Consider the following 15,549-nt stretch of genomic DNA (forward strand, 5'->3'; position numbering starts at 1 on the left):
TGGGAACGACATGAAGGTCGGAAGTTTGGATCGTATTGGCCTCCGCCGGAAGCCGAAGCAGGAACGCAGTATTCAGAGGCTCGACCTCATCTTGGCGGCCGCGGCGGCAATCATTGCCGAGAAGGGTGTGAGCGCCATGCGGATGACGGAACTGGCCGTCGCCGCCAAGGTGCCGATCGGCTCCGTCTATCAGTATTTTCCCGAGAAGGCCGCGATCGTCAAAGCTCTCTTCGACCGCCATGCGTTGACGATCCAGACGCGGATAGCCGATGCCTTTGCGTCCGTGCACTCCGTCGATCATGCGCTCGATGTGCTCGCCGCAACGATTGACTGGCACTATGACGACTATCGCAGAGACGCCGCCTATCTCGGTATCTGGATGGGCACCGAGACCGACCACGACCTGCTGCGGCTTAACATCGAGCACAGCAAACGGATTGCGGACATTTTCCAGGACGCCGTCCGCCGCGTGGCACCGGAACTGTCCACAGCTGACATGCAGGCCCGCACCTACCTGTTCAGCCACCTACTTGGGGCCTCGATCCGCCTTGCGGTCGTCAGCGAGGATTCCCTTGCCAGGCGCATTCTGGACGAGTGGAAGCGCGTGATCCGCACCGCCTTCCTCTCGCCTGTTGCTGCCTGAGCGCCTACCAGCTGGGTACGGCGTTGGCGATCTTGAGGCGGGGTTGCACCCGCCCATAGGCGTTCTTCACATCAGGCTCGAGATTGTCGTCGACGACGGCGGGCGTGATGTTGTCGAGGCAGGCGGTGATATGCGCGGTAATGGCATTCATCAGCGAGATCGAGACACCGGGCCGCTTCATGATGCCGATCTGAACCGGGGGCAGGGCGGGAAAACCATCCGCCTGGCTCAGTACCTTCATCCCCGTGCGCAGCGCCGATTCCGGCATGACGGAAACGGCCATGCCGGCGAGGACTGCGGCCGCGACCACGGTGCATGACCAACTGGTGAACAGGATCTGGTGCTCGCGTCCGACCGCATCGAGCGCCGAGCAGGCGAGCTGGCGCCACTGGCAGTCGCGGCGACCGACGGCAAGCGGCACCGGCGCATCGTCACGGATCGGATGGTTGGCCGAACCAACCCAGCAGAGCGGTTCGGTCCGCACGACGTCCGACATGCGCTCGCGCGGGTTATGCGTCACCAGCGCGATATCGAGCTCGCCGCGATGTATGCGCTCGGCAAGGTCCACCGAGGGCTCGCAGACGATGTAGAGCTCGACATTCGGATGCGTCTTGGCGAAGCGGCCGATGATCTCCGGCATGTAGCGGTCGGCGTAGTCATCGGGCGTGCCGATGCGCAGCGTGCCCTCGAGACGGTTGTCGTCAAAGGCTGCGATTGCCTCATTGTTCAGCCGAATCATGCGCCGCGCATAGTTCAAGAGCTTTTCGCCCTCGGCGGTCAGGCGGTTGCCGCGACCGTCCTTGATGAAAAGCTGCTTGCCGATGCGTTCTTCCAGCCGCCGCATCTGCATGGAAACGGCCGACTGCGTCTTGTAGACCCTGTCGGCAGCCTTGGTGAAGCTGCCGGAATCGACAATCGCGATAAAGGTCTGCAACTGATCAATATCAAGAGGTGCGGACATGAGTTCACCTATAACAATCTCTGATGCTAATCATTAGAAACATTCGTTGGACTGATCAATAGGTGTTTGGCATCTTCGGGGTGCAAATCAAACAAAGTGAAGGACAGACACCCTGCCTGTCCGCTCCGATTTCAACCCGATGCCTTCCCGCTCGACCTCGCGGGAGGGGTGGGTTGTTGCGCGCCAATGAAAGGATCAACCATGCGCACGACAGACCGGATACTCGAACTCGACTGCAGCCAGACTACGCTGACGTTTTCCCAGCGTCTCGCAAATGGCTTTGCAACGTTGTCATCCGTACTGCGCGTGTTCCGCAACCGTATGGAGATCAACCGGCTGCACGAGCTCGATGACAAACAATTGAAGGATATCGGCCTTAGCAGGGCCGATCTCACCTCGGCGTTCCTGGCGTCCACCTTCTTTGAAGATCCGTCGGAACATCTGACGCGTTCCGCGCACAATCGCGGACGAAAGTCGCTCTTCCGGTCCCGAAAGGATTAAGGCCGGCTCAGTTTTCCCCGCAGGGTGATAGCCAATAGCCCTGCCTCTTGCCCGGTGACCGGCCTCCCAGCCGTCTCCGGGTTTTTTTATGCCTTTGGAGGAGTGGAAGGAGGTGTCTTCGGCATATAGGTTTCAAAGATGGTTTCCATGCTTTTCTGGTAGCTCTTCTGCACCTCGAGCCCGCTGTCGAACATGCTGTTCAGCATGTCCATGTAGGTTTCAGTCTCTGCCTTTGCCTGCTCCTTCGGAGCTTCCGCGGGTTTCGGCTCAACCGGCTTTCCGAGCGAGCCCATCATTTCCTGAAAGGCTTTTGCAAAAGGGTTGTCGAAAAACGGGTTGGTGACCGTCCTCTCTGCCTCCGGTTTCTGCATGCCGAACATCAGCTGCATGGCCTGAGTAAAGGGGTTATCGAAGATGCTGGGCTCGGGAGTGGGCTTCTGCTTCGGTGCGAAGCCGGTGCTTTCGAGCCATTTCTGGATGGTTTCGCCCATCGCCGTGTTGACGAACGGGTTGACTGGGGTCGTCATCTGCCCCATCGACTGCTTGAACAGGCCGCCCATAAGCGTATTGGCCATCACCGGCAGCATCTGCTTGTAGATTTCCTGTCCGATGCCCGTCATCTGGGCCGCCTGCGCCGCCACCGCGCGCGAGACCTCCTTGGAGCCGAACAGCTGTGCAAGGATGTTGTTGCCGTCCGATATCCCCTGCGGCGTGAAGGCCTTGCTCATGTCCTCGAAATATTTGGCATAGTTGCCGGAGGCGATCGCCTGCATCAGCCCCATGAAGTCGTAAGGATTGCCGGTACTCCGCTTCAAGCCGGCGGAAAACGCCGGCATGAGCGCTGCCATCGCCTTGGCGGCCTGCTCCTGAGCAAGATTGAACTGCTTGGAGACAGCATCCATCGCCGCGCCGTTTTGGGCCTGCATCATCATGTCGAAGAGTGGCAGCATGGAAATCCCCTTCCCGGTTCGCAACGCGCAATTGCGTCACTATAGCCGGAAAAAGGAATGCGCAAACCGCTTTTTGCAGAAGCGCTTAGTATTGATATTCTTCGAAGACCGGCTCCACCGAACCGTTCCAGCGGCCGTGGTAAAGCGCCAGCAGATCCTCGGCCAAAGTCGCCTTCTTGGCCATGACTTCGTCGAGCGGGGCAAGGAAGATGGTTTCGTCCTGGCCTTCCCTGTTGAGCTTGTTGCGCGCCCTGAGACCCGCCTTCGAAACGGCGATGACTTCACGCGCGGTCTCATAGAGTTCATGCCCGCGGAACTTTGCCCTCAAGCCCTGAGCCGGCACGGCATCGCGCAAGGCGTTGACCTCCTCGAACGTCCAGTCCTTGGTCAGCATATCCGCATCTTCGAGCGCCGCGTCGTCATAGAGAAGCCCGACCCAGAAGGCTGGCAACCCGCAGATGCGCCGCCAGGGTCCGCCATCCGCGCCACGCATCTCGAGGAAGCGCTTCAGCCGCACATCCGGGAAGAGCGTCGAGAGATGGTTGGTCCAGTCTCCCATCGTCGGCTCCCAGGCGGCGATTTCGCCCTTCAGTGCGCCATTCATGAACTGCCGGAAGGTAACATGCGTACAGTCGTGATAATGCCCGTCGCGCACCACGAAATACATCGGCACGTCGAGGGCCCATTCGGCATAGTCGTGAAAACCGAAGTCGTCGCGGAAGGTGAAGTCCAGCAGACCGGAGCGATTGTTGTCGGTATCGCGCCAGATATCGCCGCGCCATGAAAGCAGGCCGTTGAGCCTGCCTTCGGTAAAGGGCGAGGAGGCAAAGAGGGCGGTTGCCAGAGATTGAAGCTTCATCGAGACGCGCATCTTCTTGCGCATGTCGGCTTCCGAGGAGAAGTCGAGGTTCACCTGGATGGTGCAGGTGCGGTACATCATGTCGAGACCCTTGGATCCGACCTTCGGCATGTAGCGGGTCATGATCTCGTAGCGTGATTTCGGCATCGCGGGCGTTTCGGCCAGCGTCCATTTGGGACTGCCGCCGATGCCGAGGAAGCGGATGCCCATGGGCTCTGCGATTTCGCGCAGCGTTGCCAGGTGCGCGTTCGATTCCTTGCAGGTCTCATGGATCGTTTCCAGCGGTGCGCCGGACAGTTCGAACTGGCCGCCGGGCTCGATCGATATCGCGCCCATTCCCTTCGGCTCGCCAAGGCCGATGATGTTGTCGCCGTCCGTGATCGGGTCCCAGCCGGATTTCTTCTGGAGGCCTTGCAGCAGCGCCGAAATGCTGGCCTCGCCGAAGTACGGCACGGGGCTGTTGTCGGCCCGGAAGAAGGCGAACTTCTCATGCTCGGTGCCGATGCGGAATTTTCCCCTCGGCTTGTTTCCCGCCGCGAGATAATCGGTCAGCTCCTGAACCGAAGAGAGCGGGGTCTGGTCGGTGGTATCGCGAGCCATTCAAGTCTACCTGCAATGGGAGAGCGCCTGGGAAAACCCGGGCAATTGGAAGGGTGATTAGGACCGCTCCCACGTATGTTGCAAGTGAAATTGTTTCAACGGCCCATCAAAAAAATAGCAGCATATTTCGGCCGCAAGCGATCCTAGGGTTAATTCCAGTCGCCGATCGACGCCTGAATGACTGCCATGGCAGCAACCGCAGCTGTATCCGCCCGCAGGATCCGCGGTCCGAGCGGGATTGCAGTGATGAAATCGAGGCTGCGCAGCCGCGCGCGTTCCTCCTCGGAAAAACCGCCCTCGGGGCCGACGAGCAGCGCCAGCTTGCGTTCGCTGATTCCGGATAGCAAAGGCAGCGGGTTCTGCCCTGCGTCGCCCTCGTCGCAATAGATGATGCGGCGCTCGCCCGGCCAGGTATCCAGGAGGTCGAACAGCTTCACAGGCTCGGCAACATCAGGGATGTCAAGTATGCCGCATTGCTCCGCCGCCTCGATGACATTTGCCTTCAGCTTGTCGCGATTGGTGATCTTGCCCTGCACATGCTGGGTCATCACCGGGCGCAGAACGCCTGCTCCCATCTCCACCGCCTTCTGCACAAGGTAGTCGAGGCGCCCGACCTTCAGGGGGGCAAAGAGATAGTGCAGATCGGACGGCGCAGGTTGCGGCCGCGTCTGCTCCTCGGCAATCAGCACAATGCGCTTTCGCGTCGGAAAGGAGAGACGCGCCTTCCACTCGCCGTCGCGGCCGTTGAAGACAAGCAGCTCGGCGCCCTCGGCCATACGCAGCACGTTGGCGAGATAGTTGAAGTGATCTGCCGTCGTCTCGACCGTCGCCCCGGCGGCGAGGGCAGCCTCCACGAACAGCCTTTGCATCCGAAAATTGGCGCGCATTGAGAAGTCCTGCTCAAACAAAGAGCGCGAACATAACCCAATAGATGACGGCTGCAAGCGCTGCGGAGGCCGGCACGGTGATGATCCAGGCGGCGATGATCGTCATGAAATGCGACCGGCGGACGAGATAGCGCCGGCGAACTTCGTGCGTGTTCGGATCTTCCGGTTCGTCGAGCGCCCAGCTCTCCGCCCTGCGGTGCATGTATTCGATACGGCGCTTTGAATGCCGCGTATACCACTCACGGAAGAAGCCGACACCAAACACGGAACCTACAGCGATATGCGTCGTGCTGACCGGCATGCCAAGCCATGAGGCAACGATAACGGTGAAGGCCGTTGACAGCGCCACGCAATAGGCGCGCATGGGGTTGAGCTTGGTAATCTGCTCACCGACAAGCCGGATCAGGCGCGGCCCGAAAAGCAGAAGGCCGACGGAGATACCGAAGGCACCGATCAAGAGCACCCAGACAGGGGGTTTGCCGTGCGCATCTCCGGCGGACGCGCCGACCGCACGCACGATTGCCGAGAGCGGGCCGACGGCATTGGATACGTCGTTCGCGCCGTGCGCAAAGGAAAGCAGTGCTGCCGAACCGATCAAGGGGATTTGAAAGAGAACGCGCAGCGAGCTGTTGCGGTTTTCCAGTCCCACAGCCTGCCTGCGGACGAACGATCGTGCAGCAAGCCATCCGAGGCAGCCGACCGCGATGCCGAAGAGAATGATTGTGAACGGAGAAAACGCGTTGGTCGCTTCGATCTGCAGGACCATGTACGACGCAAAGCCGCCGATCATCATAGCGATCAGCACGGGCACCCAACGCCGCGCGGCAGCGATCTTGTCATGACGGTAGATGATGAAGGTCTTGACGATGAAAAGCAGACCAGCCGCGATCACGCCGCCAAGCAGCGGCGATGTCACCCAGGCCGACGTGATCTCGATCATGACGCGCCAGTTCACCGGTTCGGGGCCGACCGCGCCGACACCCGCTCCTATCACCGCTCCGACGATCGCATGCGTTGTCGAGACCGGCGCATTCAGCCAGGTGGCGAGGTTGATCCACAAGGCGGCGGCCATCAGCGCCGCCATCATGATCCAGCTGAGCGTCCCCGGCGGCACCTGCACCGTATCGACGATGCTTGAGGAAATCGTCTTGACGACCTCGCCGCCGGCAACCGTCGCACCGAGAATTTCGAAGATTGCGGCGATGACAAGCGCTTGGCCCATGGTCATCGCGCGCGCACCGACCGCGGCGCCCACATTGTTGGTGACGTCGTTTGCGCCGATATTCATGGCCATGTAGGCGGCAAGTGCTGCAGCGGCGATCACGAGGACGGCGCTTGGCCGGTCGAAGACGTACACGCCCGCAAAAAGCATGGCCAGTCCGAGGAAGATCAGCCCGAGGCCCGGGGCCACCAGTTTGCGCGAGACAAACTTCGTCGCGTCCTCAACATGCGTAAGCTTGTCGAGATCCTTGTCGAGAGTTCGTTTCGTGAGGACGGCTGGTCGGTCGGGCATGCTGTTCCTTGGCGTTCAGTCCCTTTAACGTCGCCAAGGTTAGCAGCGCAAGATGGCAGTATCATTCCGCTGGAATTTGCTTCGGCATCCTTGCCGCGAGCTGCTCCGTCAGACGGCGCTTGAAGAGCAAAAAGATCTCCCGCAACTCGGGCTCGTAAACCCGTTTCGCGGCTTCGTCACAGGAAACCCACTCGGTCTTGCGCTCGCCTTTCTCCTTGAAATTCTTGGCGATGTTGACGACCTCAAGGGCATAGACCTGAACCTTGCAAGTTACGCTGAGCCCATTCTTCAAAGCCTTCGGATACGAGTAAGTGCCAAGGATTTCGTTCTCGACCGTCCCGCGCACACCCGCCTCCTCAAAGGCTTCGCGGGCAGCAACCTCGTAGGCTGTACGCCCATCCATCGGCCATCCCTTGGGAATGACCCACCGGCCGGTATCGCGGCTCGTCAGCAAAAGCACCTCAAGCTCGCTTGTCTTCTTCTTCACCCGATAGCAAAGCGCAGCATATTGTTGACGCGGTGGGCGTCTGAACATCAGCTGCACGTCTGAAGCGAGGCGGGCAAGAAGAGTCAACGGTCGGGTCACCTTTTTAGTTCAGCTCCTTGAAGCGACTATATTAGTATCCACTGGAAAGCTTGCGCAATCCATACGTGTTTGACGTTTTCCAGTGGGATTTGATACTTATCAATAGGCGGCTTCCGTTTCGCCACGGTTCGGAAAACCCGCCAAATACTATCCTGATTCCGCCATTGCACAGGCGTTCAATATGGGCCTGTCTTGCATTTCAATCAATGTCGGCGTCATGTCGTGCACTGTTATGTCAATACTATGGTAACCATGCGTCTTCCTCCCTTAAAAGCGGTCCGGGCCTTCGAAGCCGTCTGCCGCCATGGCAGCATTCTCGGCGCTGCCGCAGAACTTGGTGTCGTGCGCGGCGCCGTGCGCCAGCAGCTTGCCATCCTGGAGAGCTATTTCTGCGAGAAACTGTTCGAGCGCGATGGACGGAAATTGGCTGCTACGGCGAAAGCGGCACGGTTCGCGGAGGCAGCCAACGCGGCCTTGGTTGTGCTCGAGCGCGCCGCGGCCGAATTTGCGGGCGGTGAGCGTCGCCGCATCCGCCTCGGCGTGCCCTCGGCCTTCGCTATATGGTGGCTTATGCCGCGACTTGCAAATATGCAGGCTGCACTCGGCAGCGTCGATGTCGATATCGTGCCGGTGTCGATCGTCGAGCCGTTGTCGCTGCATCCGGAGCTTGATGCGGTCATCATGGGCGGCGAATACCGACCGGCGGCGGGCGTGACGGCGGTCAAATTCATGGAGGATGAATTCGGACCCGTTGCCACGCCGGATCTTGCGGACAGGATCGCCGAAGATCCCGCGCACATGGCGGAGATCACCGCTCTCGTCAGCCGTAGCGCGCTAACTCTCTGGCAGGAATGGTTTGCAGAAAGCGGCACTCAGGCCGTGACGTTCCGGCGCAAGCAGGAGTTCGAGGATTTGCCGCTCGCACTCGGGGCGGCACGATCGGGTGTGGGTGTCGTGCTCGCCCCCCGCGCCGCCATTGAGGATGATTTGCAGCGCAATCTGCTTGCGGCGCCCTATGGCTTCGTTCGCCGCCCGGCGGGCTATAGCCTGTCCTGTCGAAACGCCGACGCGAAGAAGCCCGCGTTCACCGCTCTTCGCGACTGGCTGCTCCGTTCCGGCGTGTCGACGCAATAGGGCAGATTTCCTGCCCTATTGCGAAGAATTATCTCCATGGCCGAAAGCCGCTGCCGGGTCTAACACTGCGTTGAGAGCAGAAGGACACGGATATGCACAGAGACGCAACCCGCATCGAATGGATCAACAACAGCTGCCGTTTGCTGAAGGCAACGGCGGCAGAGTTTGAGAAAACCCAGCCGTTCGGCGGCTTGACCATCGGCACGGGTATCCATCTGGAGCCGAAGACCGTGGCGCTTCTGATGACGCTGAGGGCCGGCGGTGCACGGCTCGTCTGCACCGGCAATCTGAACAGCACGCAGCCGTCGACCGTCGAGTTCCTCCGTTCGCAGCGGATCACCGTGTTTGCAACCCAGACGACGGACCGCGTCGCGCATCACAAGAGCCTGGAGGCCGTTGTTGCCGAAAGGCCGGATCTGCTGCTCGACAATGGCGGCGACCTCTTTACCATCGCGGCCGCGTCTCCTTACGCCGGCCTTCTCGGGGGCACCGAGGAGACGACATCAGGCCGCACACGCCTGTTGCCGCTGCGCGAGAAGCTTGGCATGCCGATCTTGATCATCAATGATAGCCCCATCAAGCAGTTCGCTGAAAACAGGCATGCGGTGGGGCAGAGCCTTTTCGAAAGCTACATGCGCTTCACCAACCGCTCCACCAACGGCAAGCGCGTGACCGTCTTCGGCTACGGCGCCTGTGGGAAGGGGACCGCAGCCTGCTTCCGCAACGCGTTTTCAAGCGTCAGCGTCGTCGATATCGATCCCGTGACAGCGCTGGAAGCCCATCTCGACGGCTTCTCCACGCCGCTGCGCAACGAGGCGATCTCCTGCGCCGACGTGCTCGTCACGGTTACGGGCTTCCCAGGCATCGTCACTGCAGCGGACCTTCCTTTGATCAAGGATGGTGCCATCCTGATGAATGGCGGGCATTTCCCGCATGAAATCGACGTTGCCGCTTTCCGCCAGCACGCCGACGTGGTGCGGATCGATCGATACGAGACCGACCATATGGAGACCTTGCACCTGAAGGACGGTCGCTGCTTCCATATTCTCGGCGGCGGACATATGGCAAACCTTGCTGGTCCGCGCCCGCTTGGCAATTCCGTAGAGTCGATGGACCTCGGCTTCACGCTGCAGGCGCGCTGCCTCGAGCGTATCGCCAGGCGCGAGGTCGGCGCCGAGAGCTGCATTGTGCCGGTGCCGAAGGATATCGATGCCATGGTGGCAAGCGCCTATCTCGATCTGGCGCGGTAGGAATGTGCGGCAAGCTTACGCCGCACCTTGTGAATTCAAGCGATCTCAACCACCAGCTTGCCGTTAGCCTTGCGGTTTTCGATCAGCGCATGTGCCTCGGCCACATCGCAAAGTCCGAAGCGGTGCGCGTCCAGCCTCGGCATCACCTTTCCCGCCTCGACGAGCTTGCTCACCTCCCGCAGGATTTCGCCGTGATGGCTGCGCCCTTCGCCGGTCAGAAGCGGCAGCAGCGTGAACACGCCCGAATAGGTCGCCGCCTTGAACGACAGAGGGGCGAGGGCATGGGTCCCCCATCCGAGCGCGCTGACGACGTGACCGAACCGACCGACAGCCTGGAAGGCTGTATCGAGGCCGGTGCCGCCGACGGTGTCGTAGACGACATCGAAGCCTTTGTCGCCCGCATGATTGCGGACATAGTCCCCCGCGGTCTCTGCCTTGTAGTCGATCGGCGTTGCTCCAAGGCTTGCAAGGTAGTCAGCCTTGGAGGCGCTGTCGACCGCAAAGACATCGGCGCCTGCGGCTTTTGCGATCTGTACGGCAATGTGCCCCACACCGCCGCCGGCGCCGAGGACAAGAACCTGCCGGCCATTCCGGACATTGGCGCGATCGACCAGCCCTTCCCAAGCTGTAATTGCGATGAGCGGCAAGGCTGCTGCCTCGCGCATCGAGAGATTGGGGGGCTTCGGCGCGATCAGTCGAGCGTCGACGGCCGCGAATTCAGCCAGCGAGCCCTGGATGCCGCCGACTCCACCGGTCATCCCGTAGACGTCATCGCCGCGGTGGAACCTGGTGACGCCGGGGCCAACTTGCTCAACGACGCCAGCCATATCTATCCCGAGAACTGCCGGAAACGGATGGCGCGCATGGGCGGCATTGCCGGCGCGGATCTTCGTATCCAGCGGATTGACGCCGCTCGCCTTGATCCGGACGAGCACTTCACCCTCACGCGGCATCGGCCTGGCGATCTCTGCTGAACGGAAATCGGCTTTCGGCGCATCAATCAAAAGCGTCTTCATCGTTGTAGTCGCTGACATGCAACTCTCCTTTCGTCTGTACGGGAAGGAGAATGCGCCGTTGAAATGCGAATGGGAATGAAAGAGATTGCATGAAGTCCATGCGCTTGTGTTTGGGAGTTGGATCGTGGAATGGAGCGATCTCAAGCTGTTCCTGGCGATTGCGCGCCAGGGTACTTTGGGTGCGGCTGCTCGCAGCCTTGGCCTGACGCAGCCGACGATGGGCCGCCGTCTGCGCGCTTTGGAAGTCTCGCTCGGCCAGACCCTGTTTCAGCGGACGGCGGACGGCTTCGTGCTGACGGATGAGGGCGCAGCCGTCTTTGCGCACGCCGAGCGCATGGAAGAAGAAGCACTCGGCCTTGAGCGGGAACTCGCCGGGCAGAACCGGCAACTGAGCGGCTTTCTGCGCTTGTCCTCTTCGGATTGGTTCGGTGCGCATGTGCTTGCGCCAGTGCTTGCGGAATTCTCGCTGAGCTATCCGAAGATCGTCGTCGAATTGCTCACAGATAGCCGCCTGCTGAGCCTTTCCCGGCGAGAGGCGGATATCGTTTTTCGGATCGCGCCCTTCACCGAGCCGGAGGTGATATCGCGCAGGCTGCTCCACATCGACTATCGGCTCTATACCAGCCGTGGCGAGGAGCATCCGAAAGCAGGCGATGGTACAGGCGCGCGTCTGGTAACGATGGACGAGGCTTTTGGCGGCATGCCGGATTTCGCATGGCTGATGCGCCTGCTGCCAAAGGCAGAGATTGCCATGCGTAGCAACAATCGCGATGTGCAGGCGACGCTTTGCAGGAATGGCGCCGGCTTGGCCGTTCTGCCGCGCCCTCTTGGCGATTCAATCGCTGACATCGAGCCGGTCGACCTCGGCGAGGCTCCGCCCGGGCGCGACACCTGGGTCGGCTATCACCGGGACATGAAGCGGCAGGCGCGCTTGCGGGCGCTTCTCGATCTTGTAATCTTGAGGCTGGCGAGAGCGTCTAGCGCTCCCAATAGGGAACCGGTCCGTAAACTTCGGCGAGATAGTCGATGAACAGCCGCACCTTTGCCGGCAGGAACTGGCGGCTCGGGTAAACCGCGGAAAGCGCCACGTTGCGCGATCCTTCGTAGGCCGTAAGGATGTGTACGAGCCGGCCATCCTTCAGTTCCCGGCTGATGTCCCAGGTGGACCGCAGCGCGATGCCAAGCCCCGATATGACAGCCTCCCGGACCACCTCGCTTGAATTCGTGACGAGCATCCCTTCCGGCCGCAGGGAAAGCAGGCCCTCGGGCCCTTCCAGCCGCCAGGCATCGTTGTTGTGCGCAGGCAGGCAACGATGTTGCTTCAGGTCTTCGATCGCCTGCGGTGTACCGTTGGCTGCGAGATAGTCCGGCGAAGCGCAAAGCAGGCGCCGCACAGGCGCAAGTCGTCGCGCGACAAGGCTCGAGTCCGTCAGTTCCGCGATGCGGATCGCAAGGTCGAAGCCTTCGCCCACGATGTCGGTGAATTCGTCACTGAGCACGAGATGAATCGCAAGCCCAGGATGCATATCCATGAAGGACTTCAAGTGCGGGGCGACATGGGTGCGTCCGAACGAGGTCGGTGCCGTCACCTTCAGCGTTCCCTGCATCTGCGCCGAGCGTCCGGAAATGTAGTATTCTGCCTCCTCGATGCCGGAAAGAATGCCGAGCACGCGGTCGTAGAAGCCCTGGCCCGCCTCGGTCAGCGAAATCTGCCGGGTCGTGCGCTGCAGAAGCCGCGTGCCCAGCCGATCCTCAAGCCTTTTGATCCGCTTCGAGACGACTGCCGGCGAAAAGCCGAGGGCCCGGCCGGCGAGCGACATGCTTCCCGTCGAAACGACTTTTGCGAAAATTTCGAGGTCACCGAGATTGGTCATGCGTCTGATTGTTTATCCTTTTGGAATAAGTGCTTAGCATTTGCGCCACAATCGGGAAAGTGCTAAGCCCGTTTGAACCGGCAGCGTGGAGGATGCGTCCGGTTTCGCTGTCGCGAGCGAAGGGAGAGAGCCATGTCCAACACCATTTCGTTTCTCGCCCCGCGTGCCGATGTGCTTGCCCGCCGCCGGCAGATCGTTGCTGATCTCATCGACCTATTACCGCCGGAATGCCTTGTGCACGAGGCTCGCGAACTGATGCCGTTCGAGACGGATGCCTTCGTTTCCTATCGGCGGATGCCGCTGGCGGTTGCCTTGCCGCGGACGACCGCCGAGGTGGCCGCAGTCATGAAGTACTGTCATCGCTATGGGGTTCCAGTTGTCCCTCGCGGCGCGGGGACCTCGCTCTCGGGCGGAGCGATCCCGCAGGAAGATGCAGTCGTGCTTTGCGTTTCCAAGATGAACCGCATTCTCGAAATCGATCTCCTCAACCGTGCGGCGGTCGTCGAAGCCGGCGTCACCAATCTGAATATTTCCGAATCCGTCTCTGCGGACGGTTTTTTCTACGCTCCTGACCCGAGCTCGCAGCTGGCTTGCACGATCGGCGGCAATATCGGCATGAATTCGGGCGGCGCGCATTGCCTGAAATATGGGGTGACAACCAACAATCTGCTCGGCGTAAAGATGGTCCTCATGGACGGCACCGTGATCGATCTCGGAGGCAAGGCACTGGATGCCGCAGGCTACGATCTGCTTGGCCTCGTGTGCGGGCACGAAGGCCAGCTCGGGATCGTCACGGAGGCAACGGTCCGTCTGATCGCCAAGCCGGAGGGCGCGCGACCGGTCCTTTTCGGCTTCGATACGTCGGAAGAGGCGGGATCCTGTGTCGCCGATATCATTGCATCAGGTATCATCCCCGTCGCCATCGAATTCATGGACAAGCCGGCGATCGAAATCTGCGAAGCCTTTGCCAAGGCCGGCTATCCCCTTGATGTCGGCGCGCTGCTGATCGTGGAGGTCGAAGGGTCGGAAGCGGAAATGGACGACATGCTGAAGAGCATCGTCGAAATCTCGCGCAGGCATGGCGTGAAAACTGTCCGTGAGTGCCAGTCGGCAACCGAGGCGGCGTTGATCTGGAAGGGCCGGAAATCTGCCTTCGGTGCAACCGGCCGCATTGCCGACTATATCTGCATGGATGGAACCGTGCCGCTCAGCCAGCTTTCGTATGTACTGAGGAAGACGTCCGAGATCGTCGATCGCTATGGGCTTCGCGTCGCAAATGTTTTCCATGCCGGCGATGGCAACATGCATCCGCTCATCCTCTTCAATGCCAACGATCCTGACGATGCCGCCCGCGCGGAAGCTGCGGGGATGGAAATCCTGAAGCTCTGTGTCGATGCTGGCGGATGCCTGACAGGCGAACATGGCGTCGGCATCGAAAAGCGCGATCTGATGCGCCACCAGTATTCCGAGGCGGATCTCGCACAGCAGATGGCCGCACGCGCTGCATTCGATCCGGACTGGCTCCTTAATCCGTCCAAGGTCTTCCCGCTCGAGGGACGTCCGGCCGCATGATCGATCTATCGCCTATGACGGACGAAGAGGCTGCGGCAATCGTCCGCAGTCATGCGCGGGAAGGCAAGCCGCTTGCGGTCTGCGGCGGCAACACCCGCTCCGGTTTCGGAAATGTCGTCGCCGCGGAAAACCGCCTGCGTTCGTCCAATCTCAGCGGCATCACTGCCTACAATCCCGGAGAGATGGTTTTGACCGCCCGTTCCGGGACGCCGCTCGCTGAAATCGAGGCTGCCCTGGCGGAGAATGGTCAGATGATGGCCTTCGAGCCCATGGACCATCGTCCGATCATGGACACATCAGGTGAGCCGACGATCGGCGGTGTCTTTGCCGCCAATGTCTCCGGCCCGCGCCGTTTCGTGGCCGGGGCCGCGCGCGATAGCTTGCTTGGCGTGAGCTTCATCAATGGCAAGGGCGAGGTGATCAAGGCCGGCGGCCGCGTCATGAAGAACGTCACCGGGCTGGACCTCGTCAAGCTGATGGCCGGCTCGCATGGCACGCTGGGCTTCCTCACCGAAGTGACCTTTCGCGTGCCGCCGCGCCCGAGAACCGAAGCAACGATCGTCATCTCCGGCCTGAACGACGCCGAGGCTGCGAACGCCATGGCGGCGGCGATGGCACTGCCCGCTGAAGTCTCCGGTGCCGCGCATTTGCCGATGACCGTCGCCTGGAAATTTCTCGACAGCACGCTCTCCGAAGGCGAGGGGACCTGTCTGCGGATCGAAGGCCTACCCGGCTCCGTCGATGCCAGGGCAACCAAACTCGCTGCCGCCATGGGGGCGTTCGGATCCGTCACGCGCCTCGAGCAAAGAGAGAGTGTCCGTCTCTGGAGAGATATCCGGGATGTCGCTCCCTATGCCGACCGTACGCCGCGACCGGTCTGGTGCGTCTCCGTCGCCCCAGGCACCGGCCATCAACTGGTCGCCGCACTTCGCCTCGAAGCCGGGGTCGATGCATTCTACGACTGGCAGGGCGGCCTGATCTGGATGCGGATGGAGGCCGACGCGGATGCTGACCTCCTGCGCCGTTTCATCAAGGCGTTGGGCGGCGGCCACGCCACGCTCATCCGTGCCCCTGAACAGATGCGGGCAATGACCGCCGCCTTTCAGCCACAGCAGGAGGCGGTGGCCTTGCTGTCGCAGCGGCTGAAACTGAAATTCGATCCAGCCGGCATCTTCAATCCCGGGAAGATGGCAGGAGCCTGAG

15 protein-coding genes are annotated in these 15,549 nt (G+C 61.0%); 7 read left to right on the plus strand and 8 right to left on the minus strand.

Features of this window, described 5'->3' with window-relative positions:
- Positions 1-10: 10 nt before the first annotated feature.
- A complete protein-coding gene (locus ACSQ9D_RS02100) occupies positions 11-643 on the plus strand; it encodes a TetR family transcriptional regulator (protein WP_072370679.1) in 633 nt (210 codons plus the stop codon).
- Positions 644-647: 4 nt separating this feature from the next.
- On the opposite strand, the gene ACSQ9D_RS02105 is transcribed toward ACSQ9D_RS02100, so the two are convergent.
- Positions 648-1,604, minus strand: a complete 957-nt coding sequence (locus ACSQ9D_RS02105) for a LysR substrate-binding domain-containing protein (RefSeq protein ID WP_029710342.1) — start codon at positions 1,602-1,604, stop codon at positions 648-650.
- A gap of 201 nt (positions 1,605-1,805) precedes the next feature.
- On the opposite strand from ACSQ9D_RS02105, the gene ACSQ9D_RS02110 reads away from it, so the two are divergent.
- Positions 1,806-2,105: a DUF1127 domain-containing protein gene (locus ACSQ9D_RS02110; protein WP_436280966.1), complete on the plus strand. Its 300-nt coding sequence runs from the start codon at positions 1,806-1,808 to the stop codon at positions 2,103-2,105.
- Positions 2,106-2,191: 86 nt separating this feature from the next.
- Here the strand turns inward: ACSQ9D_RS02110 and ACSQ9D_RS02115 are convergent, their stop codons facing one another.
- The 5 genes from ACSQ9D_RS02115 to ACSQ9D_RS02135 form a co-directional block, all read right to left on the minus strand.
- Positions 2,192-3,055 carry a DUF937 domain-containing protein gene (locus ACSQ9D_RS02115; protein ID WP_436280967.1) on the minus strand — a complete coding sequence of 288 codons (864 nt, stop codon included), beginning with the start codon at positions 3,053-3,055 and terminating at the stop codon, positions 2,192-2,194.
- 85 nt (positions 3,056-3,140) lie between these two features.
- On the minus strand, positions 3,141-4,514 hold the full coding sequence (locus tag ACSQ9D_RS02120) for a glutamate--cysteine ligase (protein ID WP_436280968.1): 1,374 nt from the start codon (positions 4,512-4,514) through the stop codon (positions 3,141-3,143).
- 149 nt (positions 4,515-4,663) lie between these two features.
- On the minus strand, positions 4,664-5,401 hold the full coding sequence (locus tag ACSQ9D_RS02125; protein WP_436280969.1) for a 16S rRNA (uracil(1498)-N(3))-methyltransferase: 738 nt from the start codon (positions 5,399-5,401) through the stop codon (positions 4,664-4,666).
- 13 nt (positions 5,402-5,414) lie between these two features.
- Entirely contained in the window at positions 5,415-6,914 is a 1,500-nt protein-coding gene (locus tag ACSQ9D_RS02130; protein WP_436280970.1) for an inorganic phosphate transporter, read from the minus strand.
- Positions 6,915-6,975: 61 nt separating this feature from the next.
- On the minus strand, positions 6,976-7,488 hold the full coding sequence (locus ACSQ9D_RS02135; protein ID WP_436283747.1) for an NUDIX hydrolase: 513 nt from the start codon (positions 7,486-7,488) through the stop codon (positions 6,976-6,978).
- 255 nt (positions 7,489-7,743) lie between these two features.
- Between ACSQ9D_RS02135 and ACSQ9D_RS02140 the strand changes: the two genes are divergently transcribed.
- Complete coding sequence (locus tag ACSQ9D_RS02140) at positions 7,744-8,634, plus strand: LysR substrate-binding domain-containing protein (protein WP_436280971.1); 891 nt, start codon at positions 7,744-7,746, stop codon at positions 8,632-8,634.
- A 92-nt stretch (positions 8,635-8,726) separates the two neighbouring features.
- On the plus strand, positions 8,727-9,884 hold the full coding sequence (locus ACSQ9D_RS02145; protein ID WP_436280972.1) for an adenosylhomocysteinase: 1,158 nt from the start codon (positions 8,727-8,729) through the stop codon (positions 9,882-9,884).
- Between the two features lie 35 nt (positions 9,885-9,919).
- Here ACSQ9D_RS02145 and ACSQ9D_RS02150 read toward each other — a convergent pair whose 3' ends face one another.
- Complete coding sequence (locus tag ACSQ9D_RS02150) at positions 9,920-10,918, minus strand: zinc-dependent alcohol dehydrogenase family protein (protein ID WP_436280973.1); 999 nt, start codon at positions 10,916-10,918, stop codon at positions 9,920-9,922.
- 106 nt (positions 10,919-11,024) lie between these two features.
- Between ACSQ9D_RS02150 and ACSQ9D_RS02155 the strand changes: the two genes are divergently transcribed.
- Positions 11,025-11,930: a LysR family transcriptional regulator gene (locus tag ACSQ9D_RS02155; protein WP_436280974.1), complete on the plus strand. Its 906-nt coding sequence runs from the start codon at positions 11,025-11,027 to the stop codon at positions 11,928-11,930.
- Here ACSQ9D_RS02155 and ACSQ9D_RS02160 read toward each other — a convergent pair.
- A complete protein-coding gene (locus ACSQ9D_RS02160) occupies positions 11,878-12,774 on the minus strand; it encodes a LysR family transcriptional regulator (RefSeq protein ID WP_436280975.1) in 897 nt (298 codons plus the stop codon). The genes ACSQ9D_RS02155 and ACSQ9D_RS02160 overlap by 53 nt on opposite strands.
- A gap of 132 nt (positions 12,775-12,906) precedes the next feature.
- On the opposite strand from ACSQ9D_RS02160, the gene ACSQ9D_RS02165 reads away from it, so the two are divergent.
- Both ACSQ9D_RS02165 and ACSQ9D_RS02170 read left to right on the plus strand, forming a co-directional pair.
- Positions 12,907-14,346: an FAD-linked oxidase C-terminal domain-containing protein gene (locus ACSQ9D_RS02165; protein WP_436280976.1), complete on the plus strand. Its 1,440-nt coding sequence runs from the start codon at positions 12,907-12,909 to the stop codon at positions 14,344-14,346.
- Positions 14,343-15,548, plus strand: coding sequence for an FAD-binding protein (locus ACSQ9D_RS02170; RefSeq protein WP_436280977.1), 1,206 nt, complete (start codon positions 14,343-14,345; stop codon positions 15,546-15,548). The genes ACSQ9D_RS02165 and ACSQ9D_RS02170 overlap by 4 nt, the downstream gene beginning before the upstream one ends.
- Position 15,549: the final 1 nt, after the last annotated feature.

It is taken from the genome of Rhizobium sp. LjRoot258 (assembly GCF_964254185.1).
Lineage (GTDB): Bacteria > Pseudomonadota > Alphaproteobacteria > Rhizobiales > Rhizobiaceae > Rhizobium.